At 59.4% G+C, this 19,635-nt stretch carries 17 protein-coding genes; 1 reads left to right on the top strand and 16 read right to left on the bottom strand.

Annotation, left to right across the window (positions count from 1 at the left end):
- Positions 1–135, top strand: a 135-nt coding sequence (locus F2P44_RS36175) for an IS4 family transposase (RefSeq protein ID WP_167089529.1), incomplete at its 5' end; no start/stop codon positions are given.
- 5 nt (positions 136–140) lie between these two features.
- Here the strand turns inward: F2P44_RS36175 and F2P44_RS22485 are convergent.
- The 16 genes from F2P44_RS22485 to F2P44_RS22410 all read right to left on the bottom strand — a co-directional run bounded on the left by F2P44_RS22485 (position 141) and on the right by F2P44_RS22410 (position 19,538).
- Complete coding sequence (locus F2P44_RS22485; RefSeq protein WP_167089527.1) at positions 141–1,034, bottom strand: hypothetical protein; 894 nt, start codon at positions 1,032–1,034, stop codon at positions 141–143.
- Between the two features lie 233 nt (positions 1,035–1,267).
- Entirely contained in the window at positions 1,268–1,657 is a 390-nt protein-coding gene (tnpA, locus tag F2P44_RS22480; protein WP_229423690.1) for an IS66-like element accessory protein TnpA, read from the bottom strand.
- 392 nt (positions 1,658–2,049) lie between these two features.
- Entirely contained in the window at positions 2,050–2,472 is a 423-nt protein-coding gene (locus F2P44_RS22475) for a thioredoxin domain-containing protein (RefSeq protein ID WP_167089522.1), read from the bottom strand.
- On the bottom strand, positions 2,469–3,833 hold the full coding sequence (locus F2P44_RS22470) for a hypothetical protein (RefSeq protein WP_167089521.1): 1,365 nt from the start codon (positions 3,831–3,833) through the stop codon (positions 2,469–2,471). Before F2P44_RS22470 ends, F2P44_RS22475 begins: the two co-directional genes overlap by 4 nt.
- A 16-nt stretch (positions 3,834–3,849) precedes the next feature.
- Complete coding sequence (locus F2P44_RS22465) at positions 3,850–4,878, bottom strand: hypothetical protein (RefSeq protein ID WP_167089519.1); 1,029 nt, start codon at positions 4,876–4,878, stop codon at positions 3,850–3,852.
- A 32-nt stretch (positions 4,879–4,910) separates the two neighbouring features.
- Positions 4,911–6,326 (bottom strand): HNH/endonuclease VII fold toxin-2 domain-containing protein, encoded by a 1,416-nt coding sequence (locus F2P44_RS22460; protein WP_167089517.1) that lies wholly within the window; start codon positions 6,324–6,326, stop codon positions 4,911–4,913.
- Positions 6,319–6,708, bottom strand: a complete 390-nt coding sequence (locus F2P44_RS22455; RefSeq protein WP_167089515.1) for a DUF4150 domain-containing protein — start codon at positions 6,706–6,708, stop codon at positions 6,319–6,321. Before F2P44_RS22455 ends, F2P44_RS22460 begins: the two co-directional genes overlap by 8 nt.
- Before the next feature lie 12 nt (positions 6,709–6,720).
- Complete coding sequence (locus tag F2P44_RS22450) at positions 6,721–7,842, bottom strand: hypothetical protein (RefSeq protein WP_167089513.1); 1,122 nt, start codon at positions 7,840–7,842, stop codon at positions 6,721–6,723.
- Entirely contained in the window at positions 7,839–8,963 is a 1,125-nt protein-coding gene (locus tag F2P44_RS22445; RefSeq protein WP_167089511.1) for a DUF2169 family type VI secretion system accessory protein, read from the bottom strand. Before F2P44_RS22445 ends, F2P44_RS22450 begins: the two co-directional genes overlap by 4 nt.
- An 8-nt stretch (positions 8,964–8,971) precedes the next feature.
- Complete coding sequence (locus F2P44_RS22440; protein ID WP_167089509.1) at positions 8,972–9,490, bottom strand: DUF6484 domain-containing protein; 519 nt, start codon at positions 9,488–9,490, stop codon at positions 8,972–8,974.
- The gene (locus F2P44_RS22435; RefSeq protein WP_167089507.1) at positions 9,490–11,757 is read right to left on the bottom strand and encodes a type VI secretion system Vgr family protein; all 2,268 of its coding nucleotides are present in this window, start codon (positions 11,755–11,757) and stop codon (positions 9,490–9,492) included. Before F2P44_RS22435 ends, F2P44_RS22440 begins: the two co-directional genes overlap by 1 nt.
- 691 nt (positions 11,758–12,448) lie before the next feature.
- A complete protein-coding gene (locus F2P44_RS22430; RefSeq protein ID WP_167089505.1) occupies positions 12,449–13,714 on the bottom strand; it encodes a DUF2863 family protein in 1,266 nt (421 codons plus the stop codon).
- A gap of 254 nt (positions 13,715–13,968) precedes the next feature.
- Positions 13,969–16,677, bottom strand: coding sequence for an aconitate hydratase AcnA (gene acnA / locus F2P44_RS22425; RefSeq protein ID WP_167089503.1), 2,709 nt, complete (start codon positions 16,675–16,677; stop codon positions 13,969–13,971).
- A 154-nt stretch (positions 16,678–16,831) separates the two neighbouring features.
- Positions 16,832–17,434, bottom strand: coding sequence for a hypothetical protein (locus F2P44_RS22420; protein ID WP_308610298.1), 603 nt, complete (start codon positions 17,432–17,434; stop codon positions 16,832–16,834).
- Between the two features lie 14 nt (positions 17,435–17,448).
- Positions 17,449–18,444, bottom strand: coding sequence for an HpcH/HpaI aldolase/citrate lyase family protein (locus tag F2P44_RS22415; protein WP_167089501.1), 996 nt, complete (start codon positions 18,442–18,444; stop codon positions 17,449–17,451).
- A 104-nt stretch (positions 18,445–18,548) separates the two neighbouring features.
- Complete coding sequence (locus tag F2P44_RS22410) at positions 18,549–19,538, bottom strand: malate dehydrogenase (RefSeq protein WP_099876294.1); 990 nt, start codon at positions 19,536–19,538, stop codon at positions 18,549–18,551.
- Positions 19,539–19,635: the final 97 nt, after the last annotated feature.

Genomic DNA, 19,635 nt, shown 5'->3' with positions numbered 1-19,635 from the left:
CTGATCGCGAAAATTGGTGGATTCCTGGCTCGCAACAGCGATGGCGAACCTGGCGTCAAGACGATCTGGAAGGGGCTCGATCAAGTGCACGCCTCGGCGGAGACCTTACGTGCATTACGCGACGGGCTGGGGTGACTGACTTATGTATAAGGGCATGCGCTCAGGGGCACCAGGCGTTTCCTGTTCCGGTCGACTGTCCATAATCCTTCCTGAGCACCCAAATAAAGGCGCTGATTGAACCAGACCGAGTCAACCGGTTGATGTCCCCATGCGATGTCGGCTTCGGCGATGCGTTTCCATTGATCGGCGCGGCCTGCCCACACACTGCCATTCAATTCCGAGATGTACACCAAACCGTCGCCGGCACAGCACACGGTCGACAAAGGCGCATTGGTCGGAAGTGAACAGTCGTGCCAGCTGGTGCCATCAAAGCGCCATACATCCCCTTTGCCCCCAACCGCGTACATGTCGTTGGCGGAAAATGCACTCATGTCCACGAAACCCAAGCTGGTAGCATAGGTTTTTCCAGTCTCGACGTCCTTGGGTACGGGCACCCCTTTACCTTCCTTGCCCAGTTCTACCCATTGGTCGACGCCGATACGCCGGTAGATTTTTCGATAGTTGCCCAATGCGTAGATCTGGCCGGCCGCACGGACCACTTTGTTGATAATCCCCACTTCACCGCGATAGGTTTTCATATCGATGACCTGATCGATATTTTTCTCGCCGCCCATGCGCAGAGGGCTTGCTGAAAATACTTGGCTGCCAATATCCACAGCCACATATTCGGGCGGATTGACGCTGCAGGCTATCGTGCAAAAATCATAATTGGGACTCTCCACCACGCCGAATCTTTTATCCAGTGGCCGATTGATCGACATGGTAATAAAACGGATTTTCGGCAATACATTTCTATCATCTTTTTCTTCGACGGCGATAAAGCCAAATCCTTCTGCTCGATTGATGGAACAATCATATATGGTGTAGCCACGAAAAATATCGTTCCAAGACTTCCTATCAAGTAATTCTTCCATAAAATAATCCGTTTCGCTGATTAAGTTTTGCGTTAGAATTCTGGCAAGTTAGGCCGAATGATCACATTCAGTCCTCTACGGCTCTCGCCAGAGTGGGGGGCTTACTTGCGCGCCTTCAAGGGGCCGCAGCTATGTTCGTCTTTCATGGATTCATCCAGTTGCGCTTTGATAGCTGGCACGCATGTCGGTGACACTGGCGGCGAGCCAGATGCGCCTCCCCGCAGGAAGGCCGATCATGCACGCAAACTTTGGACGACTGTCTTGAGCAACGAGGCATTGACGTCGCCACGCACCCGCACCATCGCGTCGGCAATCACGATCTCGATCATGCCAGCCGGGATGGTGTCCCGTCGCGCGGGCGCCGCTTTGGACCTTGCACCGGCCGGCGCCCTAGCGAGGACTACCGGCAATAAGGTGGCCGGCGCTGGCGCCGCATCTTCCAACAATCCCGCGCGCAGATCGCGCCGCCATTTGAATACCATGTTCGCATTGACCTGATGAGCAAACGCCAGCTTGGAAACAGACACGCCGGACTCGCAAGCCGCAACGGTGAGTCGGCGCTTGAACTCGAGTAAGTAATTCGGTTTGCCCTTGCGGTTGCCCGGCTTTACTTCTGTGTCCATAGTAGTTTCCATCAAAAAGTAGTGGAACTACTTTGACGGGCCAGCCTGGTTACGTCCAGACGGTGCCGGCATGACGCTTACGACGCAAGTACAAACCGCTGGCGAGCAGGTATTGCGCCAGTGCGGAATGGCTCAGCAAGATGAGGCAGGTGTTCCCGCAGATGTTCAGCCACTGGGTTATGTGGGGTATAAGGTTGGATAACGGGAGCCGTATGACGCGAGAGTGTCACGTACGGTTCTGCGAGCGGCTCAAGGTGAAATTCCTTGGGCCTACTCATCCAACCCGCGGGACGTGAGTTCGTGCGTGCAGAGTGCATGGCAGTGTCGAACACGAGCAAGACCTGGCTCCCGAACGTTCTACATGCGCACATGCTCGTATGTGCGCATGCCGTTTATTCAGGCGCCCAGTCTTGCACCAGGAGGCGTGCGCGAATGCCGGGATCCGGTGCTGCATCGTGGCTGGGATCGCGCAGAACGCCTTGGGAGCGAATCCGATGAATCAGGTCGCCCAGCGATCCCGCTTTGCCCTCTACGGGGACGCAGCCGAGTAGATTAGTCCCGTGATACGCGATCAGCATTGGGAGAGTGTCCGGTAGATAGTCGCCAATAAATTCTGAATGATCTTCCAGATCTAGCCAAAGCCAAACTTCGTCGACGCTGGCCTGCGCGGCCAGAGCATCGTACTGAGGGCGTACATGTCGGCAGGTAGCGCACCATGCTTCTGCACCAATGAGGACATGCAGCCGCGCGTTTGGAGGCGACAGACGTTGCGCCACGAGGCTGGCATCATTCCATGGATCCAAATGTTGGTTCATAGCGTCGCCCCGGAATGAAACAGATCGTCATCGAGTTGGTCCAGCGCGGCGATTTGTTGGCGGGCACCGCCTCGCATCACGACGCGCGCCACTGGATGATGAAGTTGGAGATATTGAGCTGCAATACTCCGAACTGCGTGAGGCGCCACTTCCAACAAATGCATTGCTAGTTCTGGGTCGAGCGGTTGGCCGCGTAAATGCCGCTGACCCTCTTGCAAGGGAATGCGGACGAAGTGGCGGACTTTCTCAGCATCCGGCAGCTTTAGCCCATGATCCACATCTGTGCGGGCGTCGCCGGTGGTGTCGCTAGGTGTTTGCTCTGGTTCAGCCATGGTGAGCTCGGCGCTCGCCAAGTCCACGCCGGTGATGGTTTGCCACACCCAGCCGGCATAACGCGCCGTGTCGTTATCGCTTAGCCTTGCTTGCACGTGCGGTAAGTGCGCTGGATCGCCGTGGTAGGCGATAAATCGCAGTGCCAGTCGTGGCGGCATGAACTGCAAGAGCGCATCCAATTGCGGATGCCCGATTGGCACCATTCCTGCCAGGTGTTGTACCCATCGGTTAAGCCGGCGCAACGCCTGTTTGCGATACCACCCCTTGGTGTCGGTCAGTATATTCACTTGGCTAATGACACATTGCCAGAGGGTTTCCGCCGCCAGGAGCGAATTTTGGCTTCTGTCGTTCGGCACCGGCATGGCTCTATAGCGTCGTGCCACGGAAATCGCTGCCTGTGCCCGTACGGGCATGTCGGGGTCTGCCAGGCACTTGTGCAGCGCCACCTCAATTTCGCCCTCGCCTCCGCCCAACGCAGCCACCCTGCACGCGGCCGCACGAACATGCGCATCCTCGCTGCTAAGGAAATTGATCAGGGGTTGCGATATGGCCTCTTGCGCTTCATCGCCACAGAGCGCAGCGGCGCGCAGTGCCGCGACTTGGACGAGGGGAGCATTGTTTTCCTGAGTCCATTGCGCGATGCAGGTCAGCGCGGAGGTCGTTGGAAGCCATGCGATCGCACTGATCACGCCACGGAGTAATTTCTCAGGCTGCGCGCGGACGTGCAACAGGAGTTCTGCGAGCTCAGACGGATCATTCCGACCCAAGGCGGCATAGGCGGCAACAAAGGCTTCACCAGGCTGCTTCCAACGTTCCAAGGCGCTCAAAGTAGGCTGCCACCCGGGGGAACCTGCAAGGCTGATTCCTTCCAGATGCGCGTCCAGCAAATCGCTAAATCGTGCCAGTTCGCTCAAGCTGAGGCGTGGCGAATCGATGCTCGCCTCATGTTGCGCCCAGTAGAAAGCAGCGTCCTCGATATGTCTTTTAACCAGTGCAACGATGACCTTGTGATTGTTTCCTATTTGCATATGCGTCGTCGTAGGTTCACATGAAGTCGAAAGCGTTGAATAGCCGTTTCCAGCCGGTGCCATCGTTGAGGCAAGCTCCGTGTGGACCGGCGGTAAGCAAGTATTTACCGTCCGGGCTCAGATCGAGCCGCCCGCCATTCGTCGCGTTTGGAGCGTCACGTTCGACTTCGCTTAGGGGCACCAGGCGTTTCCTGTTCCGGTCGACTGTCCATAATCCTTCCTGAGCACCCAAATAAAGGCGCTGATTGAACCAGACCGAGTCAACCGGTTGATGTCCCCATGCGATGTCGGCTTCGGCGATGCGTTTCCATTGATCGGCGCGGCCTGCCCACACACTGCCATTCAATTCCGAGATGTACACCAAGCCGTCGCCGGCACAGCATACGGTCGACAAAGGCACATTGGTCGGAAGTGAACAGTCGTGCCAGCGGGTGCCATCAAAGCGCCATACATCCCCTTTGCCACCAACCGCGTACATGTCGTTGGCGGAAAATGCACTCATGTCCACGAAACCCAAGCTGGTAGCATAGGTTTTTCCAGCCTCGACGTCCCTCGGTACGGGCACCCCTTTACCTTCCTTGCCCAGTTCTACCCATTGGTCGACGCCGATACGCCGGTAGATTTTTCGATAGTTACCCAATGCGTAGATCTGGCCGGCCGCACGGACAAGTTTATTGATGATACCTACCTCGCCGCGGTAGGTTTTCATGTCGATGACCTGGTCGATATTCTTCTCGCCGCCCATGCGCAGGGCGCTTGCGGAAAATACCTGGCTGCCAATATCCACAGCCACATATTCGGGCGGATTGACGCTGCAGGCTATCGTGCAAAAATCATAGCGAGTACCTGTCACCACGCCGAATCTTTTATCCATTGGCCGATTGAGCGACATCGTAATAAAACGGGTTTTCGGCAATTCATCTCTATCGTCTTTTTCTTCGACGAAGACAAACCCAAATCCTTCTGATCGATATATGGTGCAATCATATATTGTGTAGCCACGCAAGTAATCGTTCCAGAACTTCTTATCAAGTACTTCTTCCATAAAATAATCCGTTTCGATGATTAAGTTTTGCTTTAGAGACTTGGCAAATTGGGCAAGTCTATCACATCCGGTCCGCCCCGGCTCTCGCCAGAGTGGGGGCTTACTTGCGCGCCTTTAAGGGGGCCGCAGCTATGTTCGTCTTTCATGGATTCATCCAGTTGCGCTTTGAGGCAATTTGGATCGCAACCGTAGGCTTGCGCCAGCATAGTTGAAATCTCATCGCGCGCTGTGGTATAGGGCATATCCGTCGATGTGCGGTGCCTTTGCATGAGGGCCGCTGTACCCGCGTGCGCCATGCCGTGGCTCCCGTTAGCCGCACGATTGGTTGTACCCTCCAGGCAGATGGTCAGCGCTTTTTTCTGATTATAGTCCTTCCAGCAGTCGCGCAATCCACCTTCCACCATTTTCGGCTTCCCGTCCACGGTTTCTTGCGTGTACTTGTTGAACATCGCTTTAGGTAAAACGTGGTGGCCGGTCTGGCCGGGACAGCAGCCCTTGCCCTTGTCTGTTTCTCCACTCTGATCATAGGGTACCAGCAAGCATTTACGCGCTTTAATACACGGATTCGCAAAGGCAATGCCGGCCATGGTGCTTGCCATCACATCCTCAAGTCCACCTGGTGCGAGTATGCGCTGGTATTCCGCAGCCTTTTCCACGGCGTCGAATGCGGCTTTGGAGACAGCCTGGAATTTTGTTTCGATGTCGTTGGTCATGATCGCGCCAGCGGCATTGCCAATTACATGCCCCAACGTTTCCCACATGGATAGGCGCGAAAACGCTTTGGCGACGACCGGCGACCCTTTGACAAACGCGGCTCTTTTTGCCGCTTTTTCAGCGGCACTTTCAAGGATATCATCGGCGTGGTCCTTGAAATAGTTTTTGGCAAAATTCTCCAATTTTCCCATGGCCGCGCCTTTTGCGTCGTCCGCTAACTTGCTGAGTTCGCCAACTTTATCCTTGATCTGTTGCTTAAACCCTTCAGTGTTGTTGACTTTTTCACCCTTCGGACCATATTGCCCCCCTGGCTTATTCCACAATCCGCCGCAGTGGTTTTCCATCCATTTATTCTTGTCGTTGCGAACGTAACCACTCCTGGTTTTACCAGCACCGTCTAGTGCCGTGGCCGCCTTCTTTAATTCGCGTGACAAGCTTCTGGTTGTACCATTAACGTTTGTTGGATTGAGCTTTGCCCCCTCGGCGGCTTTTTTGGAGTCCTCTTCGGCATTTGCTTTGTCATTGCACGCATCTTTGATGCGCGCCTTATCCTTCCGGCAGGATGGATGCATCGTCCTGCTGTCAAAATAATGAAAGTCGGCCGTGTTAGCCGGCGAGTAACGTGCCGGTCTGACAACGCGAGTGCGTCTGTTATCTTGTCGCGTTTCGGCCGAGGTGGCGCGCCGTCTTTTTTCCCGGGCTGCTTTCAGCCGTTCTGCCGGTGAGTCAGCCATGATTATGTGTCATAGGGTCATTGTGTCGGCAAACGTTGAGGCCCTCGAATTTCACATTCGGTGACCAGTCGGTGAAAAACGCTTTGCCTTTAATCACCGCTGTTTTCTGGCCCTTGGCAAAAGCCAGCGTGGCGGGTTCATTCCCGACGCTATTGGCCAAATAGGAGACATCTTTCAGCGCGACTGGCGTGCCGCAAATAAACACGGTGGTGCTGCCTTGTTGCAGTTGGTTGGCAAATGCAGTATTTGGATACGGGATTAATAATGGCCCAGCAGTTGGCGCAGGCGGGCTCCAGCACGGATCCGGGAAAGCGGCACTCGATTGCCCGTCAGCGGCCTTTGAGCAAATTTCGTTATCGTTCGCAAAAACGTTGGTATCCATAGGCGTGTCTTTCTAACTGGAATGATAGTTAAGTATAACTGCGCTGCGCATGCCATGATCGTCGGCCAGATGCAGCATGCCGCATTCCCCAGGACTGGCGCGGTGGGGCATCAGGCGCGACAAGTACGCGAGCATGGCCGGTCCGGTCGCGGCCCCCACTTCACCCAGGCAGTCAGCAATGGTCAATAATGGCAATTTGTGTCCGCCAACCGGTGCGACCCGGGTAATGGCGTTAGATGCCTCGCGCGCGAAAAAAGCCTCGCCGTTCTGATCGCTCATGCGGAATTCAAGATCGGCGTATTCAAGTGTGCTGGCTCCCAAGGCCGCGCGGAAGGCCTGCGCCAAGCCCTGCGCGCGACTGGGGACACTGCCATCCGGACGGCCGGGTTCGTTGCCGGCGCCAAAGCCCACGATGTGCACGCAGGCCTGCTCAGCGGCTTCGGCAGCGCCTGCCGTCGCGTTTGGTCCAGCTTTTTGTAGCAAGATTGCGGCTGCGGCCTCACCCGGAATGAAACCGTCGGAGTTGCCCGGAGTTTGCAACCGTTCGCTGTTCAAGTAGTAGTTGATGGTCGCCGCGTTGAGATAGGTGTCGGCACCGACCAACAACACAAATGGATAGTCCGGATGGTCGAGAAACTCAGTGGCCTGCTGCAATGCCGGCGCCAGGCCGGCGCGGCCCAGCCGCAGGACCCCGGAACTTGGGTGGAACTCCTGATCCAAACTCTCGATTGCTTGGGTAAAGACGCGATTGAACCATTCACCGTCGCATCCGGTACGCTCAGGCAGCGGTGCAAGCCAAATCAGCGGTACTTTCGTGGTGTCTAGCCACGGCACCTCACCAAGGCAATCATCGATTGCCAGCGTGATCCAGCGCGCTAGCCTGGTCGGGCCCCAGGTTTCCGTATCGTCCAAGCGAGCGACCGTAATATTGTCGTGTTGGTAGGTGCGAAAATCACTTTGCTGAAAATGATCCATGTTGGCGCGTATTGCACAGGTAGCCGCCGCCAGGTTATAGCCCACGGCACAGCAAAGCCCGGCAGACCGGATGGCCAAGGAAGTTGACGAAACCGATTCCGTGGCGGGGCGGCTGAAAATATTCCAGAAACGCGATGGTGGCGTGGAGGAGACTGTCATGCGTATACTTCCTCGGTGTCGTCCGTTTGATTATTGCAACCAACGCAGCCGTCCTTTCCGGTTCTCTTGCCTTCCCACCAGGCAGGATCGACTGCGCCGACCGCGATCAGTTTAAACTCTTGGATGCGACGCTGGATCGGTACGCTCACGCGCCAGATTGCCGAGAAGCGGGCCTGCTCCGTTTCAAAAAACAGCGTATCGACCACAGGCGTCGGTGTTACCACGCTGTAGTCGTGACGCAATATGCGGACCTGCAATTGGTCGAGCTTTGGCAGATTGAAACGAATGTCTTCGCGTCCTGCCACCATGTTTCGCAATATGACCTTTTCGCCACCGGTTGGATATTGAATCTGTTGGTCTTGCGGCGCACATTGGTGATACTGTTCATCAAAATCTTCGGGCAGGAAGGGCGCGATTTCCCGCTGCCAGTGTTCGTCATAGGTGCCGACATAGCGTGTTCGTGGCTGCCAGTGGCGCGCGACTGCCGAGAAAGCAATCGGGCTGTACTTCCCGGTCGGGCTGGTGATGTTTTCATCGAGGGCTTGCAAACAAGGGGCCGCGGCGCCATCAAGATCGCCACCGGTCTTGCTACCGCCCCAGCCGAGACCGGCTGGATTGTCCAGTAATGCTTCGCTCAGGATCTGGGCTCTGGCCCCTCTACCCTGGGGGTAGGTTCGGGTACCGCCAAACGCGACACCATAGTGTAAGGGCATACTGGTGAAGTGGGCTGGTTGGCTCAGCCCGTACATGCCCAGGCGCTTTTGCCAATGCCGGGAACCGATGGCTTTCAAGCCTTTTTTCAGTGTGCCAATTTGAAATGCCACAGTGAGCTCGCGCACTGCTTCTCCCTGCGGTGCGTGTGCACACGCGTCGAAGAGGACGTCGCAGCGCGGTTTGAACCGGGCGAAGTCTGAGCCGTAACGCATGGCGCTGGCACCTGGCTCGCCAAAAAATTCGTCCACCTGCGACAGCGCAGCAGGAGGTAGCGGCCGCGGCCGCTGACCATCATTTGGAATTTGCCAGCTGGCTTTGATGACAATGACGAGGTGTTCCCGCCCATGGATATCGAGCGCCGTGGCGATCTCAGCCAAGTAATGCTTGGAACCAACCATTATCTCCATGCTCGCCCCTAGTTAACGTTGACCGAGCCGCCAAGAATGCGATGCGTCGCGCTGGCCTGGCTGGTGATATAGGTGCCACGAAGCTGGATTCGGCCGTCGGCGCTGAGGATGAGTGCGGCCTCGCCACAGCGAAGTTCTATTTCATGCTGCGCGGTGAGTGTCACCCGTTCACCGTCGAGCAACAGCTCGTCGGGAGCACGGGCCGGAGCAGCGGGTGTGGCGAGCATCACCCCGAGTACGATAGGGCGCAAGGGATCGCCCGCTTCGAATCCCAACGCGAGCGCTTGACCGATCTGGCTTGGATCGAGGGGGCTGATACTACGCGCCGGTATCCGGCTCAGCCCAAACGTGGCAATGCTGACCAGGATGCTACCGTCTTCCCCCATACCCTCGAAAATGCCTATCGCGATGCCATCGGCACGCGCTGGCCGTGGCGGGGTCTGCGTTATTACGTCGCGCAAAAGCTGTTCGGCCGATGCAAGTTCGATCGTGGGCATACTAGCGCTGTCGGGCTTACCTTGGTTCATCAATTTTCCAGGATTTTTTGACCCTTCATGGTGATGTTGCCATCCGCCTTGAAGGTTTGTTCATCACTCGTGCCCACGCTAAAGGTGTGCCCGTTAAAAATAATTGTGCCGTCGGCTTTCATGACCAGACTGGCCTTGCCAACCGTGATCGACAATTCGGTACCGGCTGTAATGGAAATCGATTCGCCCACGGTGGTCGTCTGGCTTGTGCCCACCACGGTCGACATGAACATTCCAACGTTCAGGCTGTAACCCAAGCCCACGTTTTCCATCCGTCCCAAGCCCACGTTCTGCATGTACGCCATGCCAATGGTTTCGGTCTTGAACTTGGCCACATTAATCGACCAGCTCTTCCCGATGGAATCTTTTTCGTTCTTGGCGACCGACTTGGTACGATTGCCGCCGATATCAATCGTCTCGTTCTTCCCCACATCCTCGGTGCGGTTATCCCCAATGCTGATCTTCTCATCGTGATCCACCCGCTCGGTGCGGTTGTTGTGAATCGTGATCGTTTCGTTGTTGTCGACCGTCTCGGTACGGTCGTGATGCACCGTAATCGTTTCGTCACGGTCGACCGTCTCGGTGCGGTCGCGCTTGATGTGGTTGGTTTCGTCGCGGTCGATTGTTTTCCTGCGGTCGTTGCCGACCCATTTATCCTCATCGTGCTCGACTTCGGTCAGCTGGTCCTTTTCCGCATGCAGCCAGAGCTGTTCCTTGCCTTTCTTATCCTCGAAGCGGATCGCATTTGCATTGTCGTAACTGCCGCCCGGCGTGGAGCGCGACAAGATACCGCTCTGCGTCTTGTTCTCCGGCAGCGTCCACGGCGGCATCGTGTCGGTATTGGGCACCATGCCGGTGATGATCGGCCGGTCCGGATTGCCGTCCAGGAATTGCACAATGACTTCGGTCCCGATGCGCGGAATCGACGTCATGCCGAAATTCGCGCCCGCCCATGGCGTGGCCACCCGAATCCAGGCCGAACTCTTCTCGTCGCTGGCGCCGACCCGGTCCCAATGGAACTGCACGCGCACCCGGCCATACTTATCGGTATGAATTTCCTCGCCCGCCGGCCCGACCACGGTCGCGGTCTGGATGCCGTGAATCTTCGTCTCGACGCTGTTCAAGGCACGCGGCGCGCGCCACGGAATGATCCGGCGGATCGCCGTCAGCGTGTTCTCGTAGCGCGACGGCTCGGTCACCTTGACGTGATAGTTGTTGGTGGCGTGGTGCGTGACTTCGATGATGAGAAATTCGCGCGCCTGTGCATCGTCCCCGCGCGGATCGGCGTCGAAGTGCCCGATCAGGCGGAACCAGCGCCCCGGCATCACATAGCGGTTGTTGCCCGCGCCATCGAAGCGCTTGCCTCCCGCCTCGACCGATTCCATCTGGCGCTGCGCCACGTCGCGCGCGTCGCCGCTGTCCTTGAAGCCGAAGGCGCCCGAGTATTCGTACGATTCGATATTCGGCACGTCGCCTTGCTTCTGCACCGTCGGCAGCGAGGTTTGCGCCGGGCGGCCGGTCTTGAAGTCGTACGACGCCAGCGACACCGTGCCCTGCACGATCTGACGCCCCGGCGACCATTCGCCGATGCCATCCTCTTCATGCGCGCCGCCATGGCGCTGGAACGGCATCTCGGGCCGGCCGTCAATCGGATCGGCGGCGGTGGAGTCGTCCGACAGCACCAGTTTGTGGCCCGCTTCGGTATGCTCGAACCAGTAGAAGATGCCAGCCCGGGCCCAGCGCCGCTCCAGATAGTTGCTGTCGCTCTCGTCGAACTGGCAGGCGTCGGTCATTGCGCCAGTGGCGCCCTGGACGCGCCAGTCCCACTCGGCCAGGCTGCCATAGTCGCCGAAGATGCTCGACGTTTGCTGGTACAAAGTGGTGTTGTGGAACAGGTAGTTATCCTTGCGCATGCTCAGATACTGATACCACGGCCCCAGCTTCGCCTCGTAGTAAGACACGCCGCCGTCGACCGTCTTCAGGCCGAAGCTGAACACGCGTCCGGTGAAGTAGCGCATCGTGCCATCCCTGCGCACCAGCTGGACGCACATCATCTTGCCCTGCAAGTCCTTGAGCGCCACATTGGGGTCGTTGGACAGCAATTCGACAGTGAATTCGAATGGACGCGACAAGGCTTCAAACGCGTCCAGGCGGTTAACCAAAAGTTGCGAGGCGGGGCCGTCGCTGTTCGGAAAGGACAAGCGCAAAATGCGATCATGCTGCCGATCGCTGATCAGGTCCTGAAGACTAAAAGACGATTCGCTCATGCGATGTTCCTGTTCATTCAAAGTCAGTCAATTCGGGAGAATTGAGGCGGCAAGCTCGGTCACCCGACTGCCTGAGCGAGGGGTAAAACGCGACATCCGGGGTGGGGCAAGTGCAGGGAAACGGGGCCTGATGTTATTGATTGCACTCGTCTTTGCGACATTTGTTCATGATATTTTACCATTATTTTTGATGCAAAAGTGCAATTTTTGTTACCGCCGGTAGTGCGGAAACAACAGGCGGCGGGACCCGTGGCAGCCGTCGTCGGGCTGCAAAATGGGCGGGCCTGGGCACGTGGGAAGAAGGGAGGTTGATGCCTGGAAGCGGCATCATGCGGGGTGCGGGGGCGTCGATGGATTTGCCTGCCGGGCTCACTGTTAACACGGCGGGCGAGGCGGCGTGGGCAGGGCGCCCACGCGCTGCGGCACTACGCTGGCTGCTTGCCTACCACTTGAAAACCCGGGCGATTGCCAGGAACCAGGTGATGAAAGTATCGATAAATCCGGTCAACACCGGTACCACCTGAATCATCATATCGTCCATGCTTGTTCTCCACAGTGCGTTGATGCGGCCCGGACGGACCACCCAGCGAGTGTAGGGGTGTTGGCATTTCGTTATCTTGTGCGTGCCCAAGAAAGCAGGCGGCGTAAAAAAACCCGGGCGGACCCGGGTTCTGGATGAGGCAATACCTGCTTAGTGAAAATGCTCGTTGCCCGCGGGCGCGTCTTCCGGCATTTCCGCATGCACCAGTTCGCCAGTCGGATCGGCAAACAGGGGCGCGTCGCAATCGTCGCAATACTCGGTCACGAAACGCTCGTTGTGGCGCTTGATGTGGGTGACGCCCGCTTCGTTCAGGTGTCCGATGATCTCGTCGAGCGGCGCCTTCGGCTCGGCCATGCCGCCCAGCGCGGCGGCCGACAAGCCTTCCACCGGCGTGCCGTCTTCATCTTCCTGCCCGTACAGCGGCCACACGATACCGTAGATCACATCGGCGGTCTGGCGCATGGTGAAGCCGACCCGGTACTCGTCGATCTGGCCTTCGGCCGATTCATCGCCGAAGCCGGCAATAACGGCGCGCAGGTCGGACGCTTCCACGCCCAGGGTATTGGTCAGGTAATGCACGGCGGCACGCACCGATACCGGACGGATCAGCTTATCCGCTTCGCGGCACGCCACGTAATACGCTTCGGGCAGCAGCAGTTCGACGCCGCAGCCCGGCAGCAGGCGGGTGATGGTCGGGCCGGCCTGCGCGCGCCACTGTTCGAGCGCATTCGCGCGTTCGACCATGAAGCTCGACTGGAACTGCGGCTCCTGCCAGCGGAACAGCGGCGCGCCCAGCGGCGCCACGATGGCCACCATCAGGTAGCGCGTGTCGGCCAGGAACGGCGCGGTCTCGGCCGGCTTGGCGATCGGCTTGACCGCCGTGCCCTTGTGCGCGGCCTGGGCCAGCTTGTGCGTGGTGGTATAGGTTTCGGCGTGGGTGCGCGGCAGCTGGTCGATCGAGAACAGGGTCGGCGCCATGGCCATCTGCACGCCATCGGCCAGCAGGTGGGCCGAGAAGTGGGCGGACAGGGTCTGCAGCAGCTCGGCCGGAATGCTGCCGGAAGCGATCGAAAAACGCGTCCACGCCAGGATCGGCGCCGCCACCAGCAATGCCTGGAAGGTCTTTTCGGCGCCATCGTGCTGCTCGACCATGATCGACGATTCGCTGACCGCTTCGACGCCCTCCATCAGGGTGTCGTAGGCGTTCAGGTCTTCCTTGAACAGCACGTTGAGGGTGGTGTCGACGGTATCCTGGTGGCCGGTCTTGAGCAGGCGCTGGAGGTGGGTGTCGAGCTGGCGCTCCCAGGCCCGTTCTTCAATGCGGCTGGACGCCTGGACGATCGCCTGGCTGATGCTGACCAGGCGTTGGCTCTCGGCCGACAACTTATGGGATGTATCTTTGGTTGGACGACGCATGGCGTATAAGAGTCTTTGTAAGTGAATGAACGGATCAATAATGTCGTAACAATGATAAACCCTTATCAGCCGTATTGTAGTTCATTCGTCCCTTCCCCATGAAGACGGCGCAAGAAGTGTGAAGAAAAGTCGAGCGGGAGGGGGGATGGTGGGCGCTTGCCCGGCCTTGCCGCAACGCTGCGGGACGAAAAAAAACGCCGGACGAATCCGGCGTTTTTTTGATCCAGCCCCGCGCGGGCGCAGGGCGTCGGGAATTACGCGGCCAGCAGCTGGCGCAGCACGAATGGCAGGATACCGCCGTGCTTGTAGTAATCGACTTCGATCGGGGTATCGATACGCAGCAGCACCTTGACTTCCTGTACGTCGCCATTGGCGCGCGTGATGACCAGGGTCGCCAGTTGCTGCGGCTTGATCTCGCCTTCCAGGCCCTTCAGGTCGAACACTTCGTTACCCGTGATGTTCAGGGTCTGCACGCTGTCGTCGCCGATGAATTGCAGCGGCAGCACGCCCATGCCCACCAGGTTCGAGCGGTGAATACGCTCGAACGAGCGGGTGATGACCGCTTTCACGCCCAGCAGCTGGGTGCCCTTGGCCGCCCAGTCGCGCGAGGAACCCGTGCCGTACTCTTCGCCGCCGAACACCATGGTCGGCACGCCGTCGGCCACGTACTTCATGGCTGCGTCGTAGATCGACATCTGGGCGCCGCTCGGCTGGTGAATCGTGATGCCGCCTTCAACCGCGGAACCGTCGGCCTTGGCAGGAATCATGCGGTTCTTGATACGCACGTTGGCAAAGGTGCCGCGCATCATGATCTCGTGATTGCCGCGGCGCGAACCGTAGGAGTTGAAGTCCGCCTTCTGCACGCCATTGGCCAGCAGCCATTTGCCCGCGGGGCCGCTTTCCTGGATCGAACCGGCCGGCGAAATGTGGTCGGTGGTGATCGAGTCGCCGAACACGCCCAGTGCGCGCGCGCCGGTGATGCCGGTCGCTGCCGCTTTCGGAATCATCTCGAAGCCGTCGAAGAATGGCGGCTCGGCGATGTAGGTCGACTTCGGCCAGTCGTAGACCTGGCCGGTGGTGGTGGTGACGTTTTCCCACAGCTTGCCCGGTGCGCCCTTGACGTCGGCGTAGTTGGCCTTGAAGACCTTGGAGTTCATCGCGAACTTCATCAGCTTGCCGATTTCTTTCGAGGTCGGCCAGATGTCGCCCAGGTAGACGTCCTTGCCGTTGGTGCCCTTGCCGACTGGCTCGGTCATCAGGTCGCGCGTCATGTTGCCGGCGATGGCATAGGCCACCACCAGCGGCGGCGAGGCCAGGAAGTTGGAACGGATGTTCGGGTGGATCCGTGCTTCGAAGTTACGGTTGCCCGACAACACAGCCGAGGCCACGATATCGTTTTCGGCGATGGCCGCGTTCAGTTCCGGAGTCAGGTCGCCGGCATTGCCGATGCAGGTGGTGCAGCCGTAGGCGGTCACGCCGAAGCCGAGCTGCTCCAGGTACGGCAGCAGGCCGGCGGCGGTCAGGTACTCGGTGACCACGCGCGAGCCGGGGGCCAGCGAGGTCTTGATGTGGGGAGCGACCGTCAGGCCGGCTTCAACCGCCTTCTTGGCCAGCAGGCCCGCGGCCAGCAGCACGCTCGGGTTCGAGGTGTTGGTGCACGAGGTGATCGCCGCGATCAGCACGTCGCCGTTCTTGACGTGCACGCCGTTGGTGGTTTCGTAGTGGTTGGTCAGGTCGGCCGGGTTCTTGTTGAAACCATTTTCGGTGGTCGGCTTGGAGAACAGTTCGATGAAGTTGTTCTTGACGTTGCCGATTTCGATACGGTCCTGCGGACGCTTCGGGCCGGCCAGCGACGGGGTCACCGTGGCCAGGTCGAGCGAGACCACGCGGGTGTAGTCGATGTCGCCTTCTTGCGGCACGCCGTACAGGTTCTGCGCCTTGAAGTAGTTCTTGAACGCGGTGATTTCCTCGGTGGTGCGGCCGGTGCCTTCGAAGTATTCGATGGTGGCGTCGTCAACCGGGAAGAATCCCATCGTCGCGCCGTATTCCGGTGCCATGTTGGCGATCGTGGCGCGGTCGGTCAGCGACAGCGTTTCGGTGCCGGCGCCGAAGAATTCGACGAACTTGCCGACGACTTTTTCCTTGCGCAGCATTTCGGTGATGGTCAGCACCAGGTCGGTCGCGGTGCAGCCTTCGCGCAGGGCGCCGGTCAGGTTCACGCCGATCACGTCCGGGGTCAGGAAGTAGACCGGCTGGCCCAGCATGCCCGCTTCGGCTTCGATGCCGCCCACGCCCCAGCCGACCACGCCGATGCCGTTGATCATGGTGGTGTGCGAGTCGGTGCCGACCAGGGTGTCAGGGTAGTAGGTGTTGCCAGCCTTGTGCACGCCGCGCGCCAGGTACTCCAGGTTGACCTGGTGCACGATGCCGAAGCCCGGTGGGACCACGCCGAAGGTGTCGAAGGCTTGCATGCCCCACTTCATGAACTGGTAGCGCTCGTTGTTGCGCGAGAATTCCAGCTTCATGTTCAGGTCGAGCGCGCCCTTTTCGCGGTAGTGGTCGATGGTGACCGAGTGATCGACCACCAGGTCGACCGGTACCAGCGGCTCGATGTTTTTCGGGTTCATGCCCATCTTGTTGGCGACGTTGCGCATCGCGGCCAGGTCGGCCAGCAATGGCACGCCGGTGAAGTCTTGCAGCACGACGCGGGCCACGACGAAAGGAATCTCGTCGGTGCGTTCGCCGTTTGGCGCCCAGTTCGCCAATTGCTTGACGTGTTCTTCCGTGACCTTCTTGCCGTCGCAGTTACGCAGCACGGATTCGAGGACCAGGCGGATCGACACCGGCAGGCGCGAGACATTCACCCCAAGGCTTTTCTCGAGCGCCGGCAGCGAGTAGAACTTGCCTTTCTGGCCGGCCGACAGTTTGAAATCCTTGAGCGTGTTCAGAGTGTTGCGGGACATGACCTCTCCTTCAGTGGGGTATTTTATTAGGGACCCTCGACCAACCTACTGCGTGGCGCAATTTTCGTCCTGCGATGCTCACCGTACCTTCGTACGGCTGCGCTTCTCAAACGACACTTGCGCCGCTCGCTACGGCGGTTCGAGGCCCCTTGTTTCAGTTCGTTTTTTTTGCTTCAGGGGCGTCAAGCGCCGCCGGCGCTGCCACAGGCGGCACCGCTGGTACTGCAAGTTCGCCCGATGCCGGGGTTGCCGCCGGCATGGGCGCCGGGGCCGCGACGGGCGCCACCGGGGTCTCGACAACCGGCTTCATCTGCTCGGCGTTCTTGCATTCGTTGGCCAACTGGCGGTTCAGGCGCGAATCGAGCAGCATGCCCTTGGCCGGAATGCCGATCCAGACCAGGCCGAAGGTCGGGTTTTCGAAGCGCTTCGCGCCCGTGGTGGTACCCACGCGGGTGAGACGGTGCAGGCGTTTTTTCCAGCGCAGCGCGATATGGCCGTCGTCGCTGTCGTTGTGGTAGGTCGTGACCTTGTTGCCCAGTTCGCAGTCGAAGTCGGTGGTGGTGGTGCCGCTGATGTCCGGTTCCGGCTCGCTGCCGACCACGTCGACCGCCTTCGGATGGCTCTTCGACTTGGCCGAAGCCTTGGCCTTGACAGTCTTTTTCGGTTCGGCCGCGTGGGCCGACGGGGCCGCGCACAGCGTGGCCGCTGCCATCGCCAGCGAGCAGGCGAGCAGGGTGTTCTTGATCAGGGTGGGCATCGGGATGGATCCGTTCAGGTAGCGGGTTGTGGGTCGTTGACGAGCGCGGCGGCGGCGTCGGGCAGGGCCAGGCCCGCCAGCTTCGCGCGCTGCAGCACCGTCCAATAATAGCGATAGCTGGCGCGGTCGTGCAAGCGCCCGTTCTGGGAAATCGGGCCCCAGTTGGCGTTCTTGCCTTCGGTGAGGATGTTGGTCGCCTCGTTCACTTCCGACAGGCGCGGCGTGAAGGCCTTGAGGATCGGCTTGATCTGGTCGGGGTGGATGCTCCACATGCGCGTAAAGCCGAATTCGGCGGCGGCGCGCTGGGCATCGTTGGCCACCACGGCGCTGTCCTTGATGTCGGTGGTCACGTTATGCGAGGGCACCTTGCCGTGCGCGTGGCAGGCGGCCGCCATTTCGAGCTTGGCGCGCACCACCAGCGGGTGCGTGAACTGGCCCGGGGTGCGCATGGCCGCGCCGGGAATGGCGCCGTAGTGGCTCGACACAAAATCCATGATGCCGAACGACAGGCACTCGACCTGGGGCAGGGCGGCGATGGCATCGGCTTCGCGCAGGCCGCCATGGGTTTCGATCAGCACGTGCACCGGCAGCGGGGTGCTGCGGCCGGCCTTGGTGGCATGCTGGTTGATGGTCTTGATGGCGCGCGCGACTTCGGCCGCGCTGTGGATCTTGGGCAGCACGATGTAAGCGAGGCGCTGGGCGGCGCCGCCCACGATCAGCGACAGGTCGGCGTCGAAAAACGGGCTGGCCACGTCGTGCACGCGCACGCCGATGCGGTTGTGGCGGTTGCCGTCGTCATTGAGCAGGCGCACGATCATTTGGGCGTGTTCGGGCTCGGAGCCGGCGGTGGCGCCGTCCTCGCAGTCGAACGTGATGTCGAACAGGGGGCCAAGCTCTTGTTGCAGGGCCATCGACTTGAGCATCAGCTTTTCGGAGCCTGCATAGTGGTCGCAGGCGGGGAGCAGCAAAGGCTGGCGTTTGCCCTGGAATAAAACCTCGGAGGGATGCATGTTCATTTTCTCAGGTACAGCAGCGCTCGTGCCGCTCGGGGCGGCACGGCGCGTGCGGCGAATCGGTGGGGTTACGGGATCCACGAATCCGGCCGCGTTGAAACTCAGGCCAGCAGGTGGGCAACGCCTTCACGCTCTTCGGTCAGTTCCTTGAGCGTGAGGTTGATGCGTTCTTGCGAGAACTCGTCGATCGGCAAACCTTGCACGATCGTGTATTCGCCATTCTCGGTCGTGACCGGGAAGCCGAACATGGTGCCTTCAGGGATGCCGTACGAACCGTCCGACGGAATACCCATGGTGGTCCACTTGCCGTTGGTGCCGAGGTACCAGTCGTGCATGTGGTCGATGGCGGCGTTGGCGGCCGACGCTGCCGACGACAGGCCGCGCGCTTCGATGATCGCCGCGCCGCGCTTGCCGACGGTTGGCAGGAAGGTGTCGCGGTTCCAGGCGTCGTCGTTGATGGTTTCCTTGACCGATGCGCCATCGATCTGGGCGAAACGATAGTCGGCGTACATGGTTGGCGAGTGGTTGCCCCACACGCACAGTTTTTCGATCGAGGCGACCGGCTTGCCGGTTTTCGACGCGATTTGCGACAGGGCGCGGTTGTGGTCCAGGCGCAGCATGGCGGTGAAGTTCTTGGCCGGCAGCGACGGCGCCGATTTCATCGCGATGTAGGCGTTGGTGTTGGCAGGGTTGCCGACCACCAGCACTTTGACGTTGCGCGACGCGACGGCGTCGAGCGCCTTGCCTTGCACCGTGAAGATCTGGGCATTGGCTTCGAGCAGGTCTTTACGCTCCATGCCAGGACCGCGCGGACGGGCGCCGACCAGCAGGGCGAAATCGGCATCCTTGAAGGCGGTCATCGGGTCGGCGTGGGCGGTCATGCCGGCCAGCAGCGGGAAGGCGCAGTCGTCGATTTCCATCATGACGCCCTTGAGCGCTTTCTGGGCTTTCTCGTCGGCGATTTCCAGCAATTGCAGGATGACTGGCTGGTCTTTGCCGAGCATGTCACCGTTCGCGATGCGGAACAGCAGGGAATAGCCGATCTGGCCGGCAGCGCCGGTGACAGCAACGCGCAGTGGGGTTTTAGCCATGATGAATCTCCAAAGTGGGAAAGAAAACGGTCGAAGCTGAGGATACGCTTGTTCGGGAAAACCGTAATGATACCAAAATCGGATACCGACATCGGAC

The sequence above is a fragment of the Massilia frigida genome, from assembly GCF_011682175.1.
GTDB classification, from domain to species: domain Bacteria; phylum Pseudomonadota; class Gammaproteobacteria; order Burkholderiales; family Burkholderiaceae_D; genus Telluria_A; species Telluria_A frigida.
This window is presented reverse-complemented; position numbering and strand designations above follow the sequence as displayed.

Coding starts and splice junctions, on each gene's coding strand:
- F2P44_RS22465 (WP_167089519.1), bottom strand. CDS start 4,878: ATGGAAGAAGTACTTGATAAGAAGTTCTGGAACGATTACTTGCGTGGC.
- F2P44_RS22485 (WP_167089527.1), bottom strand. CDS start 1,034: ATGGAAGAATTACTTGATAGGAAGTCTTGGAACGATATTTTTCGTGGC.
- F2P44_RS22435 (WP_167089507.1), bottom strand. CDS start 11,757: ATGAGCGAATCGTCTTTTAGTCTTCAGGACCTGATCAGCGATCGGCAG.
- F2P44_RS22445 (WP_167089511.1), bottom strand. CDS start 8,963: ATGGAGATAATGGTTGGTTCCAAGCATTACTTGGCTGAGATCGCCACG.
- F2P44_RS22420 (WP_308610298.1), bottom strand. CDS start 17,434: ATGCCCACCCTGATCAAGAACACCCTGCTCGCCTGCTCGCTGGCGATG.
- tnpA (WP_229423690.1), bottom strand. CDS start 1,657: ATGGACACAGAAGTAAAGCCGGGCAACCGCAAGGGCAAACCGAATTAC.
- F2P44_RS22440 (WP_167089509.1), bottom strand. CDS start 9,490: ATGAACCAAGGTAAGCCCGACAGCGCTAGTATGCCCACGATCGAACTT.
- F2P44_RS22430 (WP_167089505.1), bottom strand. CDS start 13,714: ATGCGTCGTCCAACCAAAGATACATCCCATAAGTTGTCGGCCGAGAGC.
- F2P44_RS22460 (WP_167089517.1), bottom strand. CDS start 6,326: ATGGCTGACTCACCGGCAGAACGGCTGAAAGCAGCCCGGGAAAAAAGA.
- F2P44_RS22415 (WP_167089501.1), bottom strand. CDS start 18,444: ATGCATCCCTCCGAGGTTTTATTCCAGGGCAAACGCCAGCCTTTGCTG.
- acnA (WP_167089503.1), bottom strand. CDS start 16,677: ATGTCCCGCAACACTCTGAACACGCTCAAGGATTTCAAACTGTCGGCC.
- F2P44_RS22475 (WP_167089522.1), bottom strand. CDS start 2,472: ATGAACCAACATTTGGATCCATGGAATGATGCCAGCCTCGTGGCGCAA.
- F2P44_RS22455 (WP_167089515.1), bottom strand. CDS start 6,708: ATGGATACCAACGTTTTTGCGAACGATAACGAAATTTGCTCAAAGGCC.
- F2P44_RS22450 (WP_167089513.1), bottom strand. CDS start 7,842: ATGACAGTCTCCTCCACGCCACCATCGCGTTTCTGGAATATTTTCAGC.
- F2P44_RS22410 (WP_099876294.1), bottom strand. CDS start 19,538: ATGGCTAAAACCCCACTGCGCGTTGCTGTCACCGGCGCTGCCGGCCAG.
- F2P44_RS22470 (WP_167089521.1), bottom strand. CDS start 3,833: ATGCAAATAGGAAACAATCACAAGGTCATCGTTGCACTGGTTAAAAGA.